This window comes from Lacticaseibacillus camelliae DSM 22697 = JCM 13995 (assembly GCF_001311195.1).
Taxonomy (GTDB): Bacteria; Bacillota; Bacilli; order Lactobacillales; family Lactobacillaceae; genus Lacticaseibacillus; species Lacticaseibacillus camelliae.
On sequence record NZ_BBAJ01000012.1, the window covers coordinates 1 to 22,490 of the forward strand.

10 protein-coding genes and 12 pseudogenes are annotated in these 22,490 nt (G+C 57.9%); 5 read left to right on the forward strand and 17 right to left on the reverse strand.

The window, feature by feature from the left end; genetic code table 11:
* From JCM13995_RS03535 to JCM13995_RS03585, 11 genes and pseudogenes are all read right to left on the reverse strand, one after another.
* A pseudogene (locus JCM13995_RS03535) lies at nt 1-266 on the reverse strand (orotidine 5'-phosphate decarboxylase / HUMPS family protein); the annotation flags it as partial.
* An 8-nt stretch (nt 267-274) separates the two neighbouring features.
* Nucleotides 275-3,455: pseudogene (carB, locus tag JCM13995_RS03540) on the reverse strand (carbamoyl-phosphate synthase large subunit).
* A pseudogene (locus tag JCM13995_RS03545) lies at nt 3,448-4,535 on the reverse strand (carbamoyl phosphate synthase small subunit). Before JCM13995_RS03545 ends, carB begins: the two co-directional pseudogenes overlap by 8 nt.
* A pseudogene (gene pyrC, locus JCM13995_RS03550) lies at nt 4,532-5,808 on the reverse strand (dihydroorotase). Before pyrC ends, JCM13995_RS03545 begins: the two co-directional pseudogenes overlap by 4 nt.
* Nucleotides 5,809-5,817: 9 nt before the next feature.
* Nucleotides 5,818-6,683, reverse strand: a pseudogene (locus tag JCM13995_RS14855) (aspartate carbamoyltransferase catalytic subunit).
* A 27-nt stretch (nt 6,684-6,710) separates the two neighbouring features.
* Nucleotides 6,711-8,017, reverse strand: a pseudogene (locus JCM13995_RS14860) (uracil-xanthine permease family protein); the annotation flags it as partial.
* Between the two features lies 1 nt (nt 8,018).
* Nucleotides 8,019-8,567 carry a bifunctional pyr operon transcriptional regulator/uracil phosphoribosyltransferase PyrR gene (gene pyrR / locus JCM13995_RS03565; RefSeq protein WP_156314304.1) on the reverse strand — a complete coding sequence of 183 codons (549 nt, stop codon included), beginning with the start codon at nt 8,565-8,567 and terminating at the stop codon, nt 8,019-8,021.
* 150 nt (nt 8,568-8,717) lie between these two features.
* Nucleotides 8,718-9,639 (reverse strand): annotated as a pseudogene (locus JCM13995_RS03570) (RluA family pseudouridine synthase).
* On the reverse strand, nt 9,630-10,085 hold the full coding sequence (lspA, locus tag JCM13995_RS03575; RefSeq protein ID WP_054662544.1) for a signal peptidase II: 456 nt from the start codon (nt 10,083-10,085) through the stop codon (nt 9,630-9,632). The pseudogene JCM13995_RS03570 and the gene lspA overlap by 10 nt, the downstream one beginning before the upstream one ends.
* A gap of 12 nt (nt 10,086-10,097) precedes the next feature.
* Nucleotides 10,098-11,769, reverse strand: a pseudogene (locus tag JCM13995_RS03580) (formate--tetrahydrofolate ligase).
* 2 nt (nt 11,770-11,771) lie between these two features.
* A complete protein-coding gene (locus JCM13995_RS03585) occupies nt 11,772-12,173 on the reverse strand; it encodes an EbsA family protein (protein ID WP_054662547.1) in 402 nt (133 codons plus the stop codon).
* A 24-nt stretch (nt 12,174-12,197) separates the two neighbouring features.
* Between JCM13995_RS03585 and JCM13995_RS03590 the strand changes: the two genes are divergently transcribed.
* The gene (locus JCM13995_RS03590; protein WP_054662550.1) at nt 12,198-12,596 is read left to right on the forward strand and encodes a reverse transcriptase-like protein; all 399 of its coding nucleotides are present in this window, start codon (nt 12,198-12,200) and stop codon (nt 12,594-12,596) included.
* A gap of 181 nt (nt 12,597-12,777) precedes the next feature.
* A pseudogene (gene cls, locus JCM13995_RS03595) lies at nt 12,778-14,254 on the forward strand (cardiolipin synthase).
* 35 nt (nt 14,255-14,289) lie between these two features.
* Here cls and JCM13995_RS03600 read toward each other — a convergent pair.
* A complete protein-coding gene (locus tag JCM13995_RS03600; RefSeq protein WP_054662553.1) occupies nt 14,290-14,616 on the reverse strand; it encodes a hypothetical protein in 327 nt (108 codons plus the stop codon).
* Between the two features lie 248 nt (nt 14,617-14,864).
* Between JCM13995_RS03600 and nrdH the strand changes: the two genes are divergently transcribed.
* The 3 genes and pseudogenes from nrdH to nrdF all read left to right on the forward strand — a co-directional run bounded on the left by nrdH (nt 14,865) and on the right by nrdF (nt 18,340).
* Nucleotides 14,865-15,095 carry a glutaredoxin-like protein NrdH gene (gene nrdH / locus JCM13995_RS03605; RefSeq protein WP_054662556.1) on the forward strand — a complete coding sequence of 77 codons (231 nt, stop codon included), beginning with the start codon at nt 14,865-14,867 and terminating at the stop codon, nt 15,093-15,095.
* A gap of 47 nt (nt 15,096-15,142) precedes the next feature.
* Nucleotides 15,143-17,313, forward strand: a pseudogene (gene nrdE, locus JCM13995_RS03610) (class 1b ribonucleoside-diphosphate reductase subunit alpha).
* 69 nt (nt 17,314-17,382) lie between these two features.
* A pseudogene (nrdF, locus tag JCM13995_RS03615) lies at nt 17,383-18,340 on the forward strand (class 1b ribonucleoside-diphosphate reductase subunit beta).
* Between the two features lie 52 nt (nt 18,341-18,392).
* On the opposite strand, the pseudogene JCM13995_RS03620 reads toward nrdF, so the two are convergent.
* The 5 genes and pseudogenes from JCM13995_RS03620 to JCM13995_RS03635 form a co-directional block, all read right to left on the reverse strand.
* Nucleotides 18,393-19,570 (reverse strand): annotated as a pseudogene (locus JCM13995_RS03620) (iron-containing alcohol dehydrogenase).
* A 78-nt stretch (nt 19,571-19,648) separates the two neighbouring features.
* Nucleotides 19,649-19,816, reverse strand: a complete 168-nt coding sequence (locus JCM13995_RS14280; RefSeq protein WP_156314305.1) for a hypothetical protein — start codon at nt 19,814-19,816, stop codon at nt 19,649-19,651.
* Nucleotides 19,813-20,139, reverse strand: a complete 327-nt coding sequence (locus JCM13995_RS03625; protein WP_162230899.1) for a GNAT family N-acetyltransferase — start codon at nt 20,137-20,139, stop codon at nt 19,813-19,815. Before JCM13995_RS03625 ends, JCM13995_RS14280 begins: the two co-directional genes overlap by 4 nt.
* A gap of 11 nt (nt 20,140-20,150) precedes the next feature.
* Nucleotides 20,151-22,049 carry a M13 family metallopeptidase gene (locus tag JCM13995_RS03630; RefSeq protein ID WP_054662562.1) on the reverse strand — a complete coding sequence of 633 codons (1,899 nt, stop codon included), beginning with the start codon at nt 22,047-22,049 and terminating at the stop codon, nt 20,151-20,153.
* Nucleotides 22,050-22,205: 156 nt separating this feature from the next.
* Nucleotides 22,206-22,433 carry a hypothetical protein gene (locus JCM13995_RS03635; protein WP_054662565.1) on the reverse strand — a complete coding sequence of 76 codons (228 nt, stop codon included), beginning with the start codon at nt 22,431-22,433 and terminating at the stop codon, nt 22,206-22,208.
* Between the last annotated feature and the right edge of the window lie 57 nt (nt 22,434-22,490).

Sequence of the window (22,490 nt, forward strand, 5' to 3'; positions counted from 1 at the left end):
CCGCGTGCGCCGTGGTGAGCTGCACACCCAGGCCGGCCGAGCTGATACGCCGCCCGCTCGACCGTGTGCGGGATGTCGTGCAGTTTCAGGTCGAGAAAAATCTCGACGGGATGGGCCTGCCGAACGGCCTTGATGGCTGCCGGCCCTGCGGCATAAAAGAGTTCCATGCCAATTTTGACAGTCAGCGGTTCACCGCCTTCGAAGCGTTTCAAGAAGCCGGTGGTGTCTTCAAGGGTGGGAAAATCCAGTGCAATGATGGGTGCCATGTTTCCTCCTACAAAGGTTTGGTCGTGAAAGCGCGGGATTCCAGCACTTGCACGATGGCGCGGGCCGTATCAAGGCTGGTCATCAGCGGCACGCCATGCATGATTGCCGCCTGCCGGATCCGGTAGCCGTCACTGGTGGTGGCCTTGTCCTGACTGGTGGTGTTGATCACCAGCTGGAGTTTGCGGTCTGAGATGGCATCCAGAATTGCGTCCTCACCGCTTTCGCCGAGCTTGGCGATCACGTTGGTCCGCACCCCGGCTGCGCGCAGCGCCTGCGCGGTGCCGACAGTCGCGTCGATTTGGTAACCAACTTCGCGGAAACGCTTGGCCAGTGCCACGGCCTCGGGCTTGTCTGGGTCAGCCACCGTGAACAGCGCAATGCCATGGTCCGGCAGGTGCGTGTGGCTGGCTTCAAAGGCCTTGTACAGCGCTTTTTCCAGTGTGCTGTCCGAGCCCATGACCTCACCGGTCGACTTCATTTCCGGCCCCAGCGTGCTGTCCACGTTATTGAGCTTGGAGAAGCTGAACACAGGCGCCTTGACGTGCACGCCCGACCGCAGCGGCTGTAGGCCGTTCTTGAAGCCCAGCGTGGCCAGCTTGGTGCCCAAAATGGCCTGAGTGGCCAGCTGCGCCATGGAAATGTCGGTGACCTTGCTCAAAAATGGCACGGTGCGGCTCGCGCGCGGATTGACTTCAATCACGTAAACCTGGCCTTCGTGCACAATGAACTGAATGTTCATAATGCCGATGCAGTGCAGCTCGTGAGCCAGATCAATGGTGTAGCGCTCGATCTCGCCCTGAATCTCCTGGCTGAAGTCCTGCGGCGGGTAAACCGCCATGGAGTCGCCGCTGTGGACGCCGGCGCGCTCAATGTGTTCCATGATGCCTGGAATGACGACTGTGTCGCCGTCGCAGATGGCATCGACTTCACACTCTTTGCCGACTAGGTACTGGTCGATGAGAACCGGGTGGTCGTTAGAAACCGACACCGCGCGGTCAATGTAATCTGCCAGTTCCGCAGACGAGTGCACGATTTCCATCGCCCGGCCGCCCAGCACGTAGCTTGGGCGGACCAGGACTGGGTAGCCAATTTTTTTCGCCAATGGCGAGAGCCCCGGTCTTGTCGGTGGCCGTGTCCCCCACTGGCTGAGGAATGTTCAGCTTGGTGATGATCTCGTCGAACCGATCGCGGTCCTCGGCGGCGTCGAGGTCGTCCAGACTGGTGCCAAGAATCTTGACGCCATGCGCTGCCAGCGGCGCGCCAAGTTGATGGCGGTTTGCCCGCCGAACTGCACGATGACGCCCATCGGCTGTTCCAAATCGATCACGTTCAGGACGTCCTCGATGGTCAGCGGTTCAAAGTACAGCTTGTCGGAAATCGAGAAGTCGGTGGAGACCGTTTCGGGGTTGGAGTTCATGATGATGGCCTCGTACCCGGCTTTTTGAATTGCCTTGACGGAGTGGACCGTCGCGTAATCGAACTCGACGCCCTGACCGATGCGAATCGGGCCGGACCCGAGCACGAGGACACTCTTGCGTCCACTCTTGCTGCTTTCGTTCTCGGTTTCATAGGTGCTGTAAAAGTACGGTGTGGTGGAGGCAAACTCGCCGGCGCAGGTGTCGACCATTTTGTACACCGGCGTCAGGTCATTGGCCCGCCGCAGGTCCCGGACCTCATCCATGGTCTGGCCCCAGAGCTTGGCAACCTCCTGATCGGCAAACCCATTGCGCTTGGCCACGCGCAGTGTTTCCAAGTCGCCGGGGTGCGCCTTCAGCGCGTCTTCAATTTCGATAATGTGCTTGATCTTATCCAAGAAGAAGACGTTGATGTGCGACAGCTCGGCCAGCTCTTCCAGCGTGAAGTGCCGGCGAAAGGCTTCGGCCAGGTAGAACAGCCGCATATCCGTCGGCGTGACGATGAGGTCCGTCAGCTCCTGATCCGTTAGCTTCTTGGCTGCCGCAAGCTCCAAGTGAGTGGCGCCGACTTCCAGCCCGCGCACTGCCTTGAGCAGCGACTCCTCGATATTGCGACCAATCGCCATCACCTCGCCGGTGGCCTTCATTTGCGTCCCCAGGGTGCGGTCCCCGTGTTCAAACTTGTCAAACGGGAACCGCGGGATCTTGGCGACGACGTAATCCAGCATCGGCTCGAACTCGGCGTAAGTGGCGTCTGTAATAGGATTCTTGATTTCATCCAAGTGCAGGCCGACCGCGATCTTGGCGGCCATTTTGGCAATTGGGTAGCCAGTGGCTTTGGAAGCCAGCGCCGACGAACGCGACACCCGCGGATTGACTTCGATCACATAATATTTGAAGGAGTTCGGATCAAGCGCGAGCTGCACGTTGCAGCCGCCTTCGATCTTCAGCGCCCGGATGATTTTCAGCGACGCGTCACGCAGCATCTGCACTTCCTTGTCCGTCAGGGTCTGGACCGGGGCAAAGACGACCGAATCGCCTGTGTGCACGCCGACCGGGTCGAAGTTCTCCATGTTGCAGACGACAATTGCGTTGTCCGCGGCATCGCGCATGACTTCAAATTCGATTTCCTTGAAGCCGGCGATCGACCGCTCGACCAGCACCTGGGTCACTGGGCTGAGGTTGAGCCATTTTCCGTGATGGTACGCAGCTCGTCCTCGGTTTTGGCAATGCCGCCACCGGTACCGCCCATGGTGAAGGCCGGCCGGATGATGACCGGATAGCCGATTTTTTTTCGGCGAACGCCTTCGCCTCGTCAAAGTTGTGCGCAATGGCAGATTCGGGGATCGGCTGGTGCAGTTTTTGCATCAGATTCTTGAACAGCTCGCGGTCCTCGGCCTGATCGATAGCGCTGAGTTTCGTGCCCAGGAGTTCGATGTGCAGCTCATCCAGAATGCCTGAATTGGCGAGCTCCATGGCCAGGTTGAGGCCGATTTGCCCGCCGATGGTCGGCAGAATGGCGTCCGGCAGTTCCTTGCGCAGGATTTGGCTGACGAACTCGGTGGTCAGCGGCTCAATGTAAACTTTGTCGGCGATTTCCTTGTCGGTCATGATTGTCGCCGGGTTGGAATTGACCAGCACGACTTCGTAACCTTCCTCGCGCAGCGCCAGACATGCCTGGGTGCCCGAGTAATCGAATTCGGCAGCCTGGCCGATGATGATCGGGCCCGACCCGATGACTAGAATTTTGTGAATATCAGTACGTTTAGGCATGGCTCGCTCCTTTGTTGGCCGAAAAGGCGTCCATCATTTCCATGAATTCGTCGAATAAGTGGTCCGCGTCATGCGGACCAGGTGCGGCGTCCGGGTGAAATTGCACCGAAAAGGCTGGATACAGCCGGTGGCGCAGGCCTTCGACGGTGTGATCGTTGATTTCCTCATGCGTGATCAGCAGCTGATCCGGATCGATAGAATCCCGCGCGACCGCGTAGCCGTGGTTCTGGCTCGTGAAATCGATCCGGCCGGTGGCAATTTCGCGTACCGGGTGGTTGAAGCCGCGGTGGCCGTACTTCATCTTGAAGGTGTCGGCGCCGTTCGCCAAGGCGAAGAGCTGGTGACCCAGGCAGATGCCAAACATCGGAATGTGCCCTTCCACGCCGCGAATCATGTCCAAGGCGCCAGGCACGTCCTTGGGATCGCCAGGGCCGTTGGTCAGCATGACGCCGTCCGGGTTCAGCTCCAGAATCTCACCAGCAGTGATGGTCGGCGGCACCACAGTGACGTTGCACTCACGCTTGGACAGCTCCCGCAGGATGCTGTGTTTAAGGCCAAAATCCACTACCACAATGTTCTTGCCGGTGCCTGGCGCCGGGTAGGCCTGAGTCGTGGCGACCTGGCTGACCTGGTTCTTCGGCAGCACCAGTGCCCGCAGCTGATCGAATGCGTGCTCATCAGCTGCGTCGACGATGCTGGCCTTCATGGTCCCAGCTTCGCGCAGGCGCTTGGTCAAGGCTCGCGTGTCAATGCCGGAGATGCCGGGGATGTGCTTGCGGCGGAGGAATTCATCCAGCGTCATTTGCGCCCGCCAGTTTCCGGTCACCCGCGCGGTCTCGTGCACGACGACGCCCTTAGCGGTCGGTTGATGCTTTCGTAATCGTCTCGGTTAATGCCGGCGTTGCCGATCAGCGGGTACGTGAACGTGATGATCTGCCCGTTATAACTTTGGTCGGTGATGGTTTCCTGATAGCCGCTCATGCCTGTGTTAAACACGATTTCGCCGGTAGTGACGGTTTCGGCCCCAAACCCCTCACCGGGGAAAACCGAGCCGTCTTCAAGGATCAAATAGCGTTTCACTTGTTCTCCTCCTCGTATGCGATCTGCCCATCGGCCAGCGTGTAAAGGACCTGTCCAGACACTTCGCGGCCGATGAACGGACTGTTCTTCCCCTTCGACAGCCACGTGTTCGCATCGATCTTGTACTGCTTGTTCAAATCGATGATGGTCAGGTCGCCGGTTGGCCAATGCCAATGGTACCGGCCGGCAGGCCAAACGCTTTGGCCGGGTTGGTGCTCATCCACTGAATCAGCTGATCCAGCGTGAAGCGGCCGCTTTTGACCAGACTGGTGTAAAGCAGGGCAAAGGCAGTCTCGCTGCCAACGATACCAAACGCGGCAGTGCTGAAGTCTCCCGCCTTGTCCTCAGCCGTGTGCGGTGCGTGGTCGGTGGCAATCATGTCGATGGTGCCGTCTTCCAGCCCATCGAGCAGCGCCAGCCGGTCCATTTCCGCCCGCAGCGGCGGGTTCATTTTGTAATTCGGATCGTTTGCTGGGATGTGTTCGTAGTCCAGCAGCAGGTGGTGCGGCGTGGCCTCAGCGGTGACGTTGACGCCGCGGGCCTTGGCGTCGCGGATCAGCTCAACGCTTTGCTTGGTCGAGACGTGGCAGGCGTGGTAGTGCACACCGGTCGCTTCGGCCAGGGTCAGGTCGCGGGCCAACTGCGCGGATTCGCTGACGTGGTTAATGCCCGGCAGCCCAAAGGCTTGGGCCTTAGTGCCGGTGCTGATCACGCCGCCGGCCATCAGCCCGTCGTCCTGAATGTGGGCAACTATCGGCGCGTCAACGCGGGCGGCCGCCTGCATGGCCTGGTACATCGTGGCAGCGTCCTGAATACCGACCCCGTCGTTGGAAAAGCCCAGCGCGCCAGCGTCCTTTAGCGCCTGGTAGTCCGCGACGTCATTGGAGTGTAACCCCTTCGTGATGGCGGCAAACTGTTCAACGTGAATTTTCGCGTCGCTGTGATTTTTCTTGATCAGCTGGCGCAGGTCAATGACGTTGTCCGGCACCGGGTCCAGGTTGGGCATGGCCACCACGGTGGTGAAGCCGCCGTGTGCCGCCGCGGCAGCCCCAGTCTTGATGGTTTCCTTTTGATCGAAGCCAGGTTCGCGAAAATGCACGTGCACATCGACCAGGCCGGGCAGCACCGCGTTGTTTTTGGCGTCGATGATCGTGGCGTCGGCGGGCGCAAAAAGGTGCCGCCCAAGTGCGCTGATTTTGCCGTCTGCGATCAGGATGTCCCCGGTGAAGGACTGTGGGCCCATCACCTTGGCGTTTTTAATCAGTGTATGCATAATGCCCTCCTACTTGCCGCAAACCAGTTCCAGCATTGCCATCCGCATGAAGACGCCGTTGTGCATCTGCTTAAAGATCCGCGAGCGGTCAGCCAGGACCAAGTCGGAAGCCAGCTCAACACCGCGGTTGACCGGCGCCGGGTGCATGATAATGGCGCCCGGCTTCATGCGGTCGTAACGCGCCTGATTGATGCCGAAGCGTTCATGGTAAGACTCGGCGGAAAATTCGGTCTTCTCCGCCGCCGTCAGCCGCTCCAGCTGGACCCGCAGCAGCATCAAGACGTCGACCTGGGGGATCAGGTCGTCCAGCGGCACGTAGTCACCATACTGCTGGAAGTCCTTGGTGTACCAGCTCTTGGGCCCGGAAAAGCTGACCGTGGCGCCCAGCTGAGTGAGCATGGCCATATCGGAGCGTGCCACCCGCGAGTGCACCAGGTCACCGACGATGCGACGTGCAGGCCCTTGAAGTGCCCGAACTCCTCGCGAATCGTCATGAGGTCCAGCATCATTTGGCTGGGATGCTGCCCCGCGCCGTCGCCGGCGTTGACAATGTGCAGCGGCACATTGGCCTCGATCAGCGGCTGATAGTAGTTATCCTGAGAGTGGCGGATCACGGCGACCTGAATGCCGATCGCGGCCAGCGCCCGCAGCGTGTCCTCCAGGCTTTCGCCCTTGGTGACGGAGCTGTGAACCGGATCAAACGGGATCACGGTCATGCCCAGTTTGCGCTCGGCCATTTCAAAGCTGGTGTGCGTGCGCGTGCTGTTTTCAAAGAATAGATTGGCCGCATAGTACGGGGTCGCGACTTCCGGCTTGGCGCCTTGCTTGAAGGCCTCGGCCCGATCGATCAGGTCTTCGGCAATTTCGGGCGTCACTTGGGTTTCTGAGACAAAGTGCTCAAAGTTTTTTTTAGCATCGACTGGCTCCTCCTCGTTGGCTGCTTGTTGCGGCAGAATGAAATTTAACAAAATGCCGATCACGGTGGCGATAGCCAGGCCCGAGAAGGTGTAGCCGGCGAATTGCAGGCTGCGTTGCCGATCCCGATGACCAGGATAGTCGAGCCGATCATGAGGTTGCGTTTCTTATTAAAATCGACCTTGTTGTCGATCAGGACCTTGAGCCCGTTGCTGGCGATGACGCCGAACAGCAGGAAGGAGATCCCGCCGATAACCGGGCTGGGAATTGTGCGGATCAAGGCGCTCAGCTTGCCGATGAAGGCGAAGAGTACCGCGAACATCCCGGCGCCGGCCAGCACGTAGACACTGTGGACTTTGGTCATGGCCATAACCCCGATGTTTTCACCGTACGAGGTGACAGGCGGGCCGCCAACAAAACCGGCGATGATCGACGCCGTGCCGTCCCCGGCCAGCGTGTGGTTCAGGCCGGGATCCTTGAAGAAATTGCGGTGGGTCATTTCGTCCAGCACCATGATGTGCCCCATGTGCTCGGTCATCGTGACGAAGGCGATTGGCGCCATGGAGAGCACCGCGCCCCAGTAAAATTTCGGCTGGTAGTTGACAAACGGAATCTGGAACGCCGGCAGTGAGAACCACTTGGCCTGCATGACCGGCGTGAAGTCGACGATGCCGAACATCAGCGCAATGATGTAGCCCGTAATCAGGCCCAAGAGGATCGGCAGCAGGCTGATGAACTTTTTCAAGTACATGTTGTAGATGATCGTGAAGGCCAAAGTCAGCATGGCCACCGCAAAGTAGCGGATGTCGTACACACTCTTGGTAGCAGACACGGCGCGCATGGTCGCATCAGTGGCAGCGGTGCCGGCCAGACTCAGGCCGATGACCATGACGATTGGGCCAACCACGATCGGCGGCAGTGCCTTGTCGATCCACGCCGAGCCCGCGAAGTTGACGATCAACGCGACAATCAGGTACACGCACCCGACGGCGATGGTCCCTTGCGCGATGCCCGGATAGCCGGTGGTCTTCATCAGCGACTCCATCACGACGATAAAGGAAAAACTGGAACCCATGTAGGCCGGAATCTTGCCGCGCGTGATCAGGATGTAGATCAGCGTCCCGACCCCGCTGGAAAACAGCGCAATGCTGGGATCAAGGCCGACCAGGATCGGCACCAGCACGGTGGAGCCGAACATGGCGAATAAGTGCTGGATGGAAAGGCCCACCCACTGACCGAAGCCAGGTTTATCGTGAATGTCTAAAACCGCGTCATCATCATGAAATTCCTTCATGCTACGCCTCCAGCTGGGCGATGCTGATGCCATCTTGCCCGTCAATTTCCTTCACCTGCACGTTAATTTCCTCGTGCCGGGAAGTCGGAATGTTTTTACCGACAAAATCGGGCCGGATCGGCAGCTCGCGGTGGCCGCGATCGACTAGGACCGCCAGGCTGATCTGACGCGGCCGGCCCTGATCCATCAAGGCGTCCAGGGCAGCGCGAATCGTGCGGCCGGTGAAAATGACGTCGTCGACCAGGATGACGTGCTTGTTGGTGATCGAAACCGGCAGGTCTGAGCCCTTCACGTCGGGCTGCATCCGGTAGTCGGCGGTGTGCACATCATCGCGGTACAGGCGAATGTCGAGATCGCCGACCGGCACATCCAAGTTCTCCAGTTGATTCAGGCGCGCGGCGATCCGGTTCGCCAAGTACACGCCGCGGGTCTTGATCCCCACAATCACCAGGTCGGACAGATCCTTGTTCTGCTCAATGATCTCGTATGAGATACGCGTCAGTGCGCGCTGCATGGTCACTGCATCCACTACTTGTTTTGCCATAATGATCTCCTTTTCTGCACGAAAAAGCCGCCTGCCATATCCAGTTCGGGTATAGAAGGCGGCTTTCAGCCGAAAATTTCGTTTGCCGCAGCAAACACGTGCCCTTCCAAGCCTCTCTGGACTTAGTTAAAGGTGCTTTATCAAGTTGTTCTTAGTCTAGCGAACGCGTCTTGTCTTGTCAATGCCAGCCCGCAGATCCGCCAAAGTTTTTTTTGAAACAGCACCGGCGGCTCAACGGAAAATTCCATGAATTTGCCGGTCGTCGGATGGACGAAGCCCAGCGTGCGCGCGTGCAGGAACTGGCCCGCGCCAGGCAGTGTGACCCGCGGCCCGTACAGCGGATCGCCGGCCAGCGGGTGGTGGATCGAGGCCATGTGGACCCGGATCTGATGAGTGCGCCCGGTTTCGAGCACGCACTTAATCAGCGCGTAGTGGGGAAACTGCTCCAGCACCTGGTAATGGGTCACCGCGTGGCGGCCGCCTGGGACAATCGCCTGGCGCTTGCGGTCCTTGGGGTCGCGAGCCAGCGGCGCATCGATGGTGCCGCTGGTCTGGCGAAAGGCTCCATGTACGATGGCCCAGTACTCGCGTTTGGTGGTTTTGGCCTTTAGCTGTGCGGACAGGCTGACTTGCGCCTGGGCGGTTTTGGCGACCATCAAAAGGCCGCTAGTGTCCTTGTCGATGCGGTGCACGATCCCCGGCCGCAGTACGTCGTTAATGCCGGGAAAACTGGTGTGGTAAAGCAGGCCGTTGACCAGTGTGCCATCCGGATGGCCCGGTGCGGGGTGCACGACCATTCCCTGCGGCTTGTTGACGACTATGACCTGGTCATCTTCGTAGATGATGTCAAGGGGGATGTCCTGCGGCACAGCTTCCAGCGGCTTGGGCTTGGGCGGATCAAGCCGGATCACGTCCCTGGTGCGACCTTTTCCTTGCCTTTCACTGCCTTGCCGCCCAGGGTCACCAGCCCAGCAGCCAGCCATTTTTGGGCTTGCGACCGGGAGATATCCGGAAAATGATCGGCGATCACTTTGTCCAACCGCCCGGTTTCCGTCGTGATGGTCAATTCTAGCGTGATTGTTCCCCTTTTCCATCCATGAACAGCAGGTAGATGACGACCATGATGACCCCAACGGTCAGGCACGCATCGGCCACGTTGAAAATGGCGAAGTTCATGAACGTCGTCTCAAACATGTCCGTGACGGACCCAAACCGCACGCGGTCGATGAAGTTGCCAATGGTGCCAGCGAGGATCAGCGCCAGCGAAAGTTTGTAGAACCGGCTGGTGCCGGCGTCTCGCCACAGCCAGTAAACCACGATCAGCGACACCACCGTGATCAGGTAAAAGAACCACTGCTGACCGCGCAGGATCGAAAACGCGGCACCGTCATTTTGCAGGTGAGTCAGCGCAAGCCCTGGCAGAAACGCCACGGTTTCCCCCACAGCGATGTGGGCAACCACCCACGCCTTGACCAGTTGATCGACCACGACCAACCCGGCCGCCAGCAATAAATATAAACCCATATTTTCTCCTTGTTAGAACAATCCTGTGATCACGCCGTCGTCTGAGACGTCCATGTTGAGCGCCGCCGGCTGTTTCGGCAGTCCCGGCATGGTCAGCACGGTTCCGGTCATGACGACCAGGAACCCGGCGCCGAGCCGCGGGGTCACGTCGCGGACGTTGATGGTGAAGCCAGATGGCGCGCCCAGCGCCTTGGCGTTATCGGAAAAACTGTACTGGGTCTTGGCCATGCAGATCGGCAGGTCAGCCCAGCCGTTTTTGGCGATGGTCCGCAGCGCCAACTCCGCCTTGTGATCATAGTCGACACTGGCGCCGCCGTATATTTGGGTGACAATCGTGTTGATCTTATCTTTGACTGCATCGGTATTGGCGTAAAGCGGCTGGAAGTTAGCCGGCTGCTTGAGGGCCTCCAGCAGCGCATCGGCCAGCGCCAGGCCGCCCTGGCCGCCTTTGCCCCAAACGTCGGCCGGAATGGCAGTGGTGCCTTCCTGCTCACAAAGCTCGACCAGGAGTTTGATCTCGGCCGGCGTGTCAGACGTGAATTCATTGATGCCGACAATCACCGGCACCCCGTAGCGCTTCATGTTGTGAATGTGGCGCTTCAGATTGGCAAAACCGCTTTCCAGCGCGGCGAGATTTTCCGCCTTCAGGTCAGCAAGTTTCTGCCCGCCGTTGTACTTAAGGGCGCGGACGGTGGCAACGATGACGACCGCATCCGGGGTTTTGCCCAACGCCGGGGCGGTGATGTCCATAAACTTTTCACCGCCCAGTCTGCGCCAAAGCCGGCCTCGGTCAGTGCAATGTCGCCCATTTCAAGCGCCGCGCGGGTCGCGATGATCGAATTGCAACCGTGCGCGATGTTGGCAAACGGGCCGCCGTGAATCAGCGCCGGCGTGTGCGCCAGCGTTTGCACAAGGTTGGGCTTGACGGCGTCTTTCAGCAGCATGGCGATGGCGCCGGTCACGCCCAAGTCCGCCACGGTGACCGGCTTGCGGTCGTAGGTGTAGCCGATAACAATTTTCGCGATGCGGCGCTTCAAATCGCCCAGACTGTCCGCCAGACAAAGAATCGCCATCAGTTCGCTGGCCACGGTGATGTCAAACTCGGTTTCCCGCGGACCCCGGACGTGGTGCCGCCCAGCCCGATGGTGACGTGACGAAGCGCGCGGTCGTTGATGTCAAGCACCCGCCGCCACTGAATGCGGCGGGGGTCCAAGTTCAGCTGGTTGCCCTGCTGCAGGTGGTTGTCGATCAGTGCCGCCAGCGTGTCGACGGCGGTCGTCAGCGCGTGCATGTCCCCTGTGAAGTGCAAGTTGATGTCTTCCATCGGGACCACTTGGGAGTAGCCGCCGCCTGTCGCCCCGCCTTTCATGCCCATGACGGGGCCCAGCGATGGCTCACGCAGGGCGATCACCGCGTTTTGCTTGCGCAGCCGCAGCGCGTCCCCCAGACCGATGGTCACCGTCGACTTGCCTTCACCAGCCGGCGTGGGATTGATCGACGTCACAAGGACCAGCTTACCCAGCGGTTTGCTTTTGAGCCGCTTAATGGCCGCAAGCGTGAGTTTCGCCTTGCTGCGGCCGTATGGTTCCAGCTCGTCCGGCGAGAGCCCGACCATTGACCCGATTTCCTGAATCGGCTTCATTTCGCTTTGTTCGTTTGCCTGCGCAATATCGATATCTGACACGGCTAACCCCTTTCTGGCAGCACTGCTGCCAACGCCTGTTTGAGTGCACCACTCTTGCCAAGGTGAATAAACGTAATTTTACCGTAAGACCGGGTCGTCAGCGTGCAAGCGCGCTTGGTCCACGCCACATGGGTCACGTCTGCTGGTGAAATTTCCAGCGAGTTGCCGGGAATCAGGCGGCGCAGCGTGATGCGGCCCGATGAAATCGTCAAACGTGACCGCCGCACTTGCACGACCGCCAGTGCCAAAACAAGCACTAACAGCAGCGTGGCGGGCAGACTGACCGGTCCATAGCCGATGAGTTCCATTTGTAAAATCACCGCCAAGCTCACGCCAATCATAATGAACGCCCAAAACATGGTAAAATCGAGCCAGTCCGGTTGAACGTAAAATCGGTTTTTCACACACACACTTCCTTAAGGAGAACGATGAATAAACTATACACAGATGCAGCGACAAAAGGCAATATCGGTCTCGGCGGAATCGGGATCTTGATCATCGCGGAAGGCCATCAGGACCAGACCCACCTGCCACTTGCCGAAATGAGCAACCACCAGGCCGAGTTCGAGGCCGCCATTGCCGGCTTCAAGCGCCTGCTGGCTCTCGGGCTGACCGGCCCGGTGACTTTTTACAGCGATTCCAAGCTGGTGATCGAGGCGCTGGATAAGTCCTACGCCAAGCACTACGGTGATTATGTCACAGAATTGGTCACTTTGACCAAGCAATTCCCGCTGGTCTTGTGGCAGTGGCTTCCTGACCATAAAAACCGCGGCGCCCACATGCTGGCGCAGCAGGGCCTGCACGAGGCAGAGGCGGCAGCGCAATAAGCGTGCCGGCTGGGCGCTTTGACTGTGGCTTCTATATAATGAAACTAGGTGCCTTGTGCTAAGCCTCGGCGCGTGGCAAAATGCCTAGTGATAGCCGCCCCGGGATTATTGACGTGATTTGCCAGCGCTCTACGTTGTTACACCGGTCCAGCGACAAAAATTCGATGACAGGCGGTGTCTTATGTCTTTACTCACGATCATTATTTTACTGGTACTCCTACTCAACACCATTGCGGCGATTTTTACGGTGCTCCGGTCGGTGCGCGATATTTCCACGACCTGGGCCTGGCTGTTGGTGCTGATTTTTCTGCCGGTGATCGGGTTTGGGATATACCTGTTTGCCGGCCGCGGCCTGTCGACCAAAAAAAAGTGCACGCGATTCAAACCGAGTACCGGCGTGGGACCAAGGCGTTTGTCGCGATGCAAAAGCACGCGAACACCCATGGCCGCCTGCTGCCTGCTGCAGTGTCCTCCACGGCGGCCAAGGAGTTGACCACGCTGTTTCTCAACACGGCCAGCGCCCCGGTCCTCGGCGATAACTCGGTCGACCTGTTTTTCGACGGCCAAAAAAAATTCGCCCAGTTGTTTAAAGACATTGAGGCCGCCAAGGACCACGTGTTTGTCGAGTACTACACCTTCTATAACGACGAGCTGGGCAACCAGTTTCGAGATCTGCTGATCAAAAAGGCCAAGCAAGGCGTGGCGGTCAAGGTGCTGTACGACGCCTGGGGCTCGATTGGGGCGAACAAGAAATTTTGGGCGCCGCTTTTAGCCACCGGGGCCAAAGTTGAGGCCTACTTCTCCTCGCAGCACCTGATCACCGATTTTCGTCTGAACTATCGGCTGCACCGCAAAATCGTCGTGATCGACGATGCCATCGGCTACATCGGTGGGTTCAACGTCGGTGACCAGTACGTGTCGCGCAAGAAGAAGTTCGGGTTCTGGCGCGATACCCACCTGCGCATTCGCGGCAACACGGTTTACGCCCTGAAGGTCCAGTTCCTGATGGACTGGAACGCCACTGTCCCGGATGACCAGGCTGAGCCTTACGCCATCGATGTGGCCCCGCTATCGCCTGAGAACCTGGCCACGCGCCACATTCACCTGGGAGAAGCCCCCATGCAGATCGTGGCCAGCGGGCCGGATTCTTCGGCGCAGCAGATCAAGTACGGCTACGTGAAAATGATTGCCAGCGCGACCAAGTCGATCCGGCTGCAGACGCCTTACCTCATTCCGGACGATACCGCGATGGACGCTTTGATCACGGCAGCGCTAGCAGGCATCGACGTGCAGGTCATGGTCCCGGACATGCCGGATCACCCTTCATTTTCCGTGCCACGCAGTACTACGCCAATTACCTGAGCCGCTACGGGATCAAGATTTACCACTACCAAAACGGGTTCCTGCACGCCAAGACCTTGGTGATCGATGATGCGATCGCCAGTGTGGGCTCGGCCAACTTCGATATTCGGTCGTTCAAGCTGAATTTTGAAGTGAATGCGTTCATTTACGACGCCAAGATCGCCCAGCAACTGACGGCGGCGTTTGACGAGGATGTGACGCACAGTCAACTGCTGACGCCGGCACTGATCAAAGAGCAAGGGCACTGGCTGCGGTTCAAGCAGTACTTCTCGCGGCTGTTGTCGCCAATTCTATGAGTTAAAAAAAACAGTCCGCCGGATGCGAACTGTTTTTATTTGACCCATTTATCAAAGCTTTCGGGATGCTTGCGCAGGGTTTCCAAGGCTGCTTTGACCATGTCGTCATGGCGCGCCTTGAGCTCGTCGCCTTCCAGGTGATAACGATCGACCAAGTAGCCGGTGGCGAGGTCCTCAACGCTTTGCCGCTCCAGACCGCCATCCTTGAACAAGGCATCGACGCCGTCCAATCCGTTTTGCGTGGCGTCGATCAACGTCTTGGCCAAGTCGTCGCTTTTGACCCCGTGCTTGCTGGCGTAATCAATGAGGCCGTCGATCATGTCGACCGCCGCCGCTTGGTCCGCCTTCTTATCATCATTCATGTTTTCACCTCCGATGCCTTCATCTTCATTATAGGTCATTGGCTGAGCCTGAGGAAACTTACAAAAAAAAGCAGTGTCCAAGTATTGTTTTTACGTGGACAGCCGGGGTATACTAGACGTACAAAACCTTTAGCACCACACCTTGAGCCAACGATCGTCGTCGGCCACAAGATGTGGTGTTTTTGCTTGACCCCACCCCCAACATTGAGTATGATAGTCCCATAAGATAACAAGAAAGAGTGATCAGCATGAGTAACATTACTTTGTTTACCAAGAACGGCTGCCCGCAGTGCCGCATGACGAAAAATTACCTGCGGAGCCACAACATTCAGTTCACTGAACACAACATCAACGAAGAGCCCCAATACATCAGCTACTTGAAGGACCAAGGCTTCCAGGCAGTGCCGGTACTTGAGGCCGACGGCGTGAAATCCTTCTACGGCTTTCGGCCGGAAGCACTGAAGCAGCTGGCTGGCTAATCGGCCAGCTTTTTTCATCTCCCTAACTTTGTGAAAGTGGTGACATTATGGCATTAAGCACATTAAAACCAGAGGACGTTTCCTACTACGCCTTGAATAACGAGATCAACATTCCAGTTGACGGTCAGATCCCGTTGGCCAAGGACAAGCAGGCGCTCGCGGCATTTTTAAAAGAAAACGTTGACCCCAACACCAAGCACTTTGACTCGCTTCAGGCGCGGTTGGATTACCTCGTCAAGCACAACTATTACGAAAAGGCGATGCTCGATAAATACAGTCCCGCTTTCTTGGAAAAACTCAACACTTTTCTGAGCCACGCCGGGTTCCACTTCAAGTCTTTTATGGCGGCCTATAAGTTCTACGCGCAGTATGCGCTGAAGACTGACGACAACCAGTACTACCTGGAAGACTTCAAGGACCGGGTCTTTTCTAATGCCTTGTATTTCGCGGACGGCAACGAGGCCCTCGCCATGGCGATCGCCGACGAAATGATCCACCAGCGCTACCAGCCGGCGACGCCATCGTTTCTCAATGCCGGCCGTCAGCGCCGCGGTGAGCTGGTTTCCTGTTTTCTGCTTCAGATCAGCGATGACATGAACTCGATCGGTCGCGCCGTCAACTCCGCCTTGGAGCTGTCTCGCATCGGCGGCGGGGTCGGCTTGACGCTGTCGAACCTGCGTGAAGCCGGGGCCCGATCAAGGGCATCGAAGGCGCCGCCAGCGGCGTGTTGCCAGTCATGAAGCTGCTGGAAGACAGTTTTTCCTACTCCAACCAACTGGGCCAGCGCCAAGGGGCCGGGGTCGTTTACCTGAACGTCTTCCATCCGGACATCATCAGCTTCCTGGGCGCCAAGAAGGAAAATGCGGACGAAAAGTATCGCGTTAAGACCCTGAGCCTCGGCGTGATTGTGCCGGACAAGTACTACGAACTGGTCGCCGCGGATGCCGACATGTACCTGTTTTCCCCTTACTCTGTCGAGCGCGAGTACGGTCAGCCGTTCTCCTATGTCGACATCAGCAAGGAGTACGACAACATGGTCGCCAATCCCAAGATCAAGAAGTACAAGATCAAGGCGCGCGACCTTGAAAACGAAATCTCCAAGTTGCAGCAGGAATCCGGTTACCCGTACATTGTGAACATCGACACGGCGAACGATGCCAGCCCGATCGCCGGTAAAATCATCATGTCCAACCTGTGCTCCGAGATCATGCAGGTCCAAACCCCGAGCGTGATTAACAACAAGCAGGAATACGACGTGATGGGCACGGATGTTTCCTGCAACCTGGGCTCGACCAACATTCCCAACCTGATGAAGAGCAAGGACTTCGGCAAGAGCGTTGAGGCGATGGTGCGGGCGTTGACCTACGTCACCGACAGCAGCAACATCGATGTCGTGCCGTCGGTTCAGCACGGCAACCACTTGGCCCACTCCATCGGTCTGGGCGCGATGGGCCTGCACACTTACTTTGCCCTGAACCACATGCAGTACGGGGATGAGGAGTCGCTGGACTTCACCAACATTTACTTCCTGCTGCTCAACTACTACACCCTGAAGGCCTCAAACAAGATTGCCGCCGAGCGCGGCGAGACGTTCCACAACTTCAAGGCCAGCAAGTACGCCGATGGCTCCTACTTCGACAAATACATCGACCAGACCTGGGCCCCGAAAACCGAGAAGGTGCAGGCACTGTTTAAGGACGTCAAGATCCCGACTCAGCAGGATTGGGCTGATCTGAAAGCCGCAGTGATGAAGGACGGCTTGTACCACCAGAACCGCCTCGCCGTGGCCCCGAACGGCTCGATTTCTTACATCAACGACACCAGCGCCTCCCTGCAGCCGATCGTTAACCGCATTGAGGACCGCCAGGAAAAGAAGATCGGGACGATTTACTACCCGGCCCCCGGCCTCTCGAACGACACGATGCCCTACTACAAGAGCGCTTATGACATCGACATGCGCAAGGAAATCGATGTTTACGCCGAGGCTCAGCAGCACGTTGACCAAAGCATGTCCCTCACCCTGTTCATGCGCTCCACGATTCCAGAAGGCATGTACCCGTGGAAGAAAGGTCGCACCAACAAGATGACCACCCGCGACCTGAACATCCTGCGCAACTATGCGCACCACAAGGGGATTAAATCGATTTACTACATCCGCACTTACACGGATGACCAGGAAGAAATCGGCTCAAACGCTTGCGAATCTTGCTCGATCTAAACTGCAGCGGGCAGGGCTTGGCCCTGCCTTTTGCGGGTCTTGCGGCAAACAATTTTAAGGAGTGGCAAAATGGCTGAAAAGCAGTACATTGCGATCAATTGGAACGACATTGAAGACCAGATCGACAAGGCGACCTGGGAGAAGCTGACTGAACAGTTTTGGCTGGACACCCGGATTCCGGTTTCAAACGACTTGGATGATTGGCGCACGCTGGGTCATGACGAACAGTGGGTCGTCGGGCACGTCTTCGGCGGGCTGACCCTGCTGGACACCCTGCAGAGCCAGGACGGCATGCGCAGCCTGATGGATAACATCCGCACCCAGCAGGAACGGGCCGTGCTGAACAACATTCAGTTCATGGAGTCCGTGCACGCGAAGTCCTACTCGACGATTTTCTCCACGCTGAACACGCCGGCGGAAATTGACGAGATTTTTGAGTGGACCAACTCCAATAAGCACTTGCAGTACAAGGCGAACAAGATCAACGACATTTACCACAACGGTTCGCCGCTGGAGAAAAAAAGTGGCGTCGGTGTTCCTAGAAACCTTCCTGTTCTACTCCGGCTTCTTCACCCCGCTATACTACTTGGGCAACAACAAGTTGACCAACGTCGCCGAGATCATCAAGCTGATCATTCGCGATGAGTCCGTTCACGGGACCTACATCGGCTACAAGTTCCAGCTCGGCTTCAACGAGCTCTCAGAAGACGAGCAAGGCAAGATGAAGGATTGGATGTACGATTTGCTGTACGACCTTTACGCCAATGAGGAAGGTTACACGAACGACCTGTACGCCAAGACCGACTGGACTGACGAAGTCCTCACCTTCCTGCGCTACAACGCCAACAAGGCGCTGATGAACCTCGGTCAGGACCCCTTGTTCCCGGATACTGCTGAAGACGTCAACCCGATCGTCATGAACGGGATCTCAACGTCGACCTCAAACCACGACTTCTTCTCTCAGGTCGGCAACGGCTACCGGCTGGGCCAAGTGGAAGCCATGAGCGACGACGATTACAAGTTCTAGGCCAAACAAATAGCGCTGATCGCTTCGCGGCGATCAGCGCTATTTTTATGGGCTAAGCCAGACCAGGCGTCATGCTGGCTTGGTAAATGGCGGTGACTGCCGCTTCGTCCAGTGGCAGATAAGCATTACCCAACCGCTTGGCCGCGGCCTGAGCCATTGGAGCGAAGTTCTTGTCATCGGGGATGCCGACTTCTGGGAGCGTCATGCCAAAGCCCAGGCTGGTGATCCAGGCCAGCGTTTTGGCAATGGCGTGCCCTGCCAGGTCTTCGTCTTCGGCATCGGTCAGGTGCCAGACGTTGCGGCCGAACCGCGCAAACAGCGCGGTGGTCGTGGGATCGGTCGTCAGGACATAATGCATCCAGCGCGGCGTCAAAATGCCCAGCCCGACGCCGTGCGTGATGTCGTAGTAGGCGGAAAGCTCGTGCTCCATCGGGTGGCACGACCAGCCGTTGCGGTTGCCGGCGCCCATTTCCCCGTTCAGCGCGGCGGTCGCGGTCCACATCAGGTTCTGACGAGCGGGCAATGAATCGGGGTGCTTGATGGCGACCGGCGCCCACTTGATCACGCTGCGCAGCAGGCCTTCGATCATGCCTTTGGTGGCATCATTATCGGGCTCGCGGTCAAAGTACTGCTCGCACAGGTGCTGAAAATATCCATGGCGCCCGCCGCCGTTTGCCGCGCCGGAACCGTGAAGGTCAGGGTCGGATCCATGAAGGAAACGGCCGGCGTGCGACTGCTGCGAGCGCCCAGCTTCTGTTTGGTCTCAGGGTTTGAGATCACTGCGTTGATGTTCATTTCAGTGCCGGTCGCGGCCAGGGTCACGACATCGACAATCGGCAGCTGCGGGGTGTTTTTGCCCAACTCACTGTCGCGCACGATGTCCCACGGGTCACCGTCGTAGTTCGCAGCCTCGCCGATTACTTTGGACGCGTCAATGACCGAGCCGCCACCGACGGCCAGAATCACCTGAATATTGTTGGCCTTCGCCAGCTTCTGGCCGGCGCGCACGGAATCGATCTTAGGATTAGGTGCGATGCCTGGCAGTTCCGTCACGTGCAGGCCGGAGAGCGCCTTGATGACGCGGTCGTAGAGCCCGCTGGCCTTAATTGAATGGCCACCGTAAACGAAGAGCACACGGTCGCCGAACTGACTGACGGCCGCTTTCAGGTCCGCTTCCTTGAGCGGTCCAAAACGCAGATCTGTTTGATTATTTAAGCGAAAAGCTTGCATGATTGACCTCCAATACTTTCTTTGGCAGGCGAAGCTGTCATTTCTACTGTGAGCCAAGTGGCTGGAATTGGCAAGCCGTTATCGGTAGCGCACCCACCAGGTCTCCGCATCTTGGTGTGCGGAAAAGACCAGCCAGGCTAAGTGCAGCCCTAACCGCCGTGCGACACTGGCAGACTGCTGATTGGACTCATCGCAGCCGATCAGGACGGATTGCGCCTCGAGCGGGCCGAACGCCAGCTGCATCACGCGCGGGCCGCCTCAGTCGCAACCCCCTGCCCCCAGTACTTGGGCAGCAGCAAGTAGCCAATTTCCACCGCCTCGATATCTTGATGCAGGTGACACTCGACCGCACCCAGGAACACGCCGTCTTGTTCGATCACCCACTTGCCCGCCGGTTGGCCCAACCAGTAGCGGCGAATGTTGGCCTCGGCGGCGCTCAGGTCGGCGAACCGCAACGACCACTGATTGGCGCGTGGATCGCGACCATTCTCCAGCAGGGCCTCGGCATCAGACAGCAAAAACGGCCGCAGCGTCAGCCGGACCGTTTCCAGACGCGAATATTGCGCCAATATCTTTTCGGTTACCAAATGTGGACCCGCTTTTCCGGTGCGGTGTACATCCCGTCGCCTGGTTTAACATCGAAGGTCGTGTAAAATTCGTCGAGGTTTTGCGGTTGCACATTGGCGCGCAACTTGTTTGGGGCGTGCACATCAATCGACAGGATAAACTTGGCGTACTCCGGCCGAGACTTCTGACGCCAGACCCGGGCCCAGTTGGTGAAGAAGGCCTTGAGGTCAGCGTCCGGCTGATTCTGCGCGGTTTCCAGTGCGGCGGCCAAGCCACCCGCATCGGCGATGTTTTCGGAGACAATCTGCTTGCCGTTGACCTTGCCGGCCGGCGTTTCGATTCCATCGAACTCGTCGATCATCTGCTGGGTCAGTTCCTTGAAGTGCGCGTAGTCGGCTTCCTGCCACCAGTTCGTCATGTTGCCGTACTCGTCAAACTGGGCCCCGTTGTTATCAAACCCGTGTGAGATCTCGTGGGCGATGACCGCGCCGATCCCCCCGTAATTTTCGCTGGCGGTCTGCTTCAGGGAGTAGAACGGCGCCTGCAGGATCGCTGCCGGGAACGTGATGTCATTGCGCGACGGATCGTAACTGGCGTTGACCAGGTGGCCTGGCATGTTCCAGACGTTGCGGTCGACCGGCTTGGTCAGCTGCTCAACGTTGAAGGCATGCCGGGCCTCGGCAAGCTGGATCACGTTTTCCAGCAGGCCTTGGTCTTCCTGCACGTGCATGCGGTCGTACACTTCGTTCGGGCGCTCCGGGTAGCCCATTTTCAGGACCATTTTGTCGAGCTTGACGATGGCCTTGTCCTTGGTGGACTGACTGAGCCAGTCGGAGTGCGCCAGGCGGCGCTTGTAAGTCGCGATCATGTTTTTGACCAGCTGGGTCACGTCCTGCTTGGCTGCTTCGCCGAAGTACGTGCGGCCGTAGTAGATACCGACCGGTTCCGAGAAGACCCGGTTGGCCAGTCGGTAGGCGTGCTTGATTTGCTTAGGCGCTTCGGGATTGCCTGACAAAGCGCGGCCAAACTTACCCCCGAGCTGGCGCAGGTCTTCGCTCAGGTACCCGGTGTTGGAAACCAAGTCGGAGACATAGGCCCAGTGCTTGTAACGCTCAAAAGTCGCGGCGGAGAACAGCTGCGTGAACTCCTTCAAAAAGCGCGGATCGCCAACAATAATGGTTTCCGGCACTGCCGGCCACGCGTCCTTGGCAAAGCGCGCCAAATCAAAGTCTCCTAGCTGATCGGCCACTTCCTGGAAGGATTGCGGGTTGTAAGCTTTCGGGTAGTCCGCCCATTCCTCGCGCGTCTTGACGTGCTTGGCGAGTTCGCGGTCAAACGCCAACGCATCGTTCAGGTAAGTCTCTTGGTCGCCGGCAGAAAGGTCCGTTTGCGCCAAAATTTCCTTGACCATGTCGGCCCAGACCTTGAGCAGCGCCTGGCCCTGCTGGTTATCTTCAGCGTAGTAAGGCACGTCAGGCAAAATGGTCGAAGGACCAGTCAGCGTGATCTTATTCACGCTGGTATCCTTCAGGTCGGGTTCCGCATCCGTTTCAAACGGCATTGGGAACAACGACGCTGACAGGTCAGCGGCTTTGGCGTTGAACGCCGCAATATCAGAGGTGTCATTCAGTGGTACTAGGCGGTCCAGAGCCGGCTTAATCCCCGCCTTGTCGCGCGCAGTGAAGTCCTTCGCCTTGTCGTAAAGCTTAACGGCCTCCGCAAAGTAGGCATCCGGCGCCTTTTTACTGCCGTCACTGACCGCCGCAAAATCGGCCATTAACTTGGCCTCAACGTCGTCTGCGAGGTCATTAAAGCCCCCAGTCGCCGTTTTGTCTGGCGCGATTTCCGCCGTTTTTTCCCATTCGCCATTGACTGACTCGTACAAGTCGTCTTGGTATCGTGCTTCTGCCATGTTCCTGTCGCTCCCTTCGCTGGCTCTCACCAGCGTTTAATGTAATGCTAATTATAGCGCAAGCCGCAAGGGTTTTCACCCATACATTCCCCTTACCACCGTTCTGCACCAATAAGGCAAAAAAAAGGCACGACATTGAACGTCGTGCCGCAGGGCTCAGGCCCAGGCGATCTTGGTGATCGCGTATTCCTGTAGCCGTTTCGCCCCTTTGGTGGTTTCGATGATCACCGTGCTGCGTTCCTGATACGGCTTCACCGTGGCGGGGTGAATCTCCGAGATGATCCCCTTCAAGACCTTTTTGTCGATGGTGTGAATCGACACCTTGCGTTTGGTCAGTAATGCGTCCTCCAGTAAGCTAATAATCTCAGTGGTGCGTTGCGCCATGAGCAAGAACCTCCTTTTGGGTGCTTTTGATAACGCTTTCAGTATACGCGTTATCCG

What these genes read in the sequence shown, in the direction of transcription:
- lspA (WP_054662544.1), bottom strand. Translation starts at nt 10,085, where the DNA reads ATGGGTTTATATTTATTGCTGGCGGCCGGGTTGGTCGTGGTCGATCAA.
- JCM13995_RS03590 (WP_054662550.1), top strand. Translation starts at nt 12,198, where the DNA reads ATGAATAAACTATACACAGATGCAGCGACAAAAGGCAATATCGGTCTC.
- JCM13995_RS03600 (WP_054662553.1), bottom strand. Translation starts at nt 14,616, where the DNA reads ATGAATGATGATAAGAAGGCGGACCAAGCGGCGGCGGTCGACATGATC.
- nrdH (WP_054662556.1), top strand. Translation starts at nt 14,865, where the DNA reads ATGAGTAACATTACTTTGTTTACCAAGAACGGCTGCCCGCAGTGCCGC.
- JCM13995_RS03630 (WP_054662562.1), bottom strand. Translation starts at nt 22,049, where the DNA reads ATGGCAGAAGCACGATACCAAGACGACTTGTACGAGTCAGTCAATGGC.
- JCM13995_RS03635 (WP_054662565.1), bottom strand. Translation starts at nt 22,433, where the DNA reads ATGGCGCAACGCACCACTGAGATTATTAGCTTACTGGAGGACGCATTA.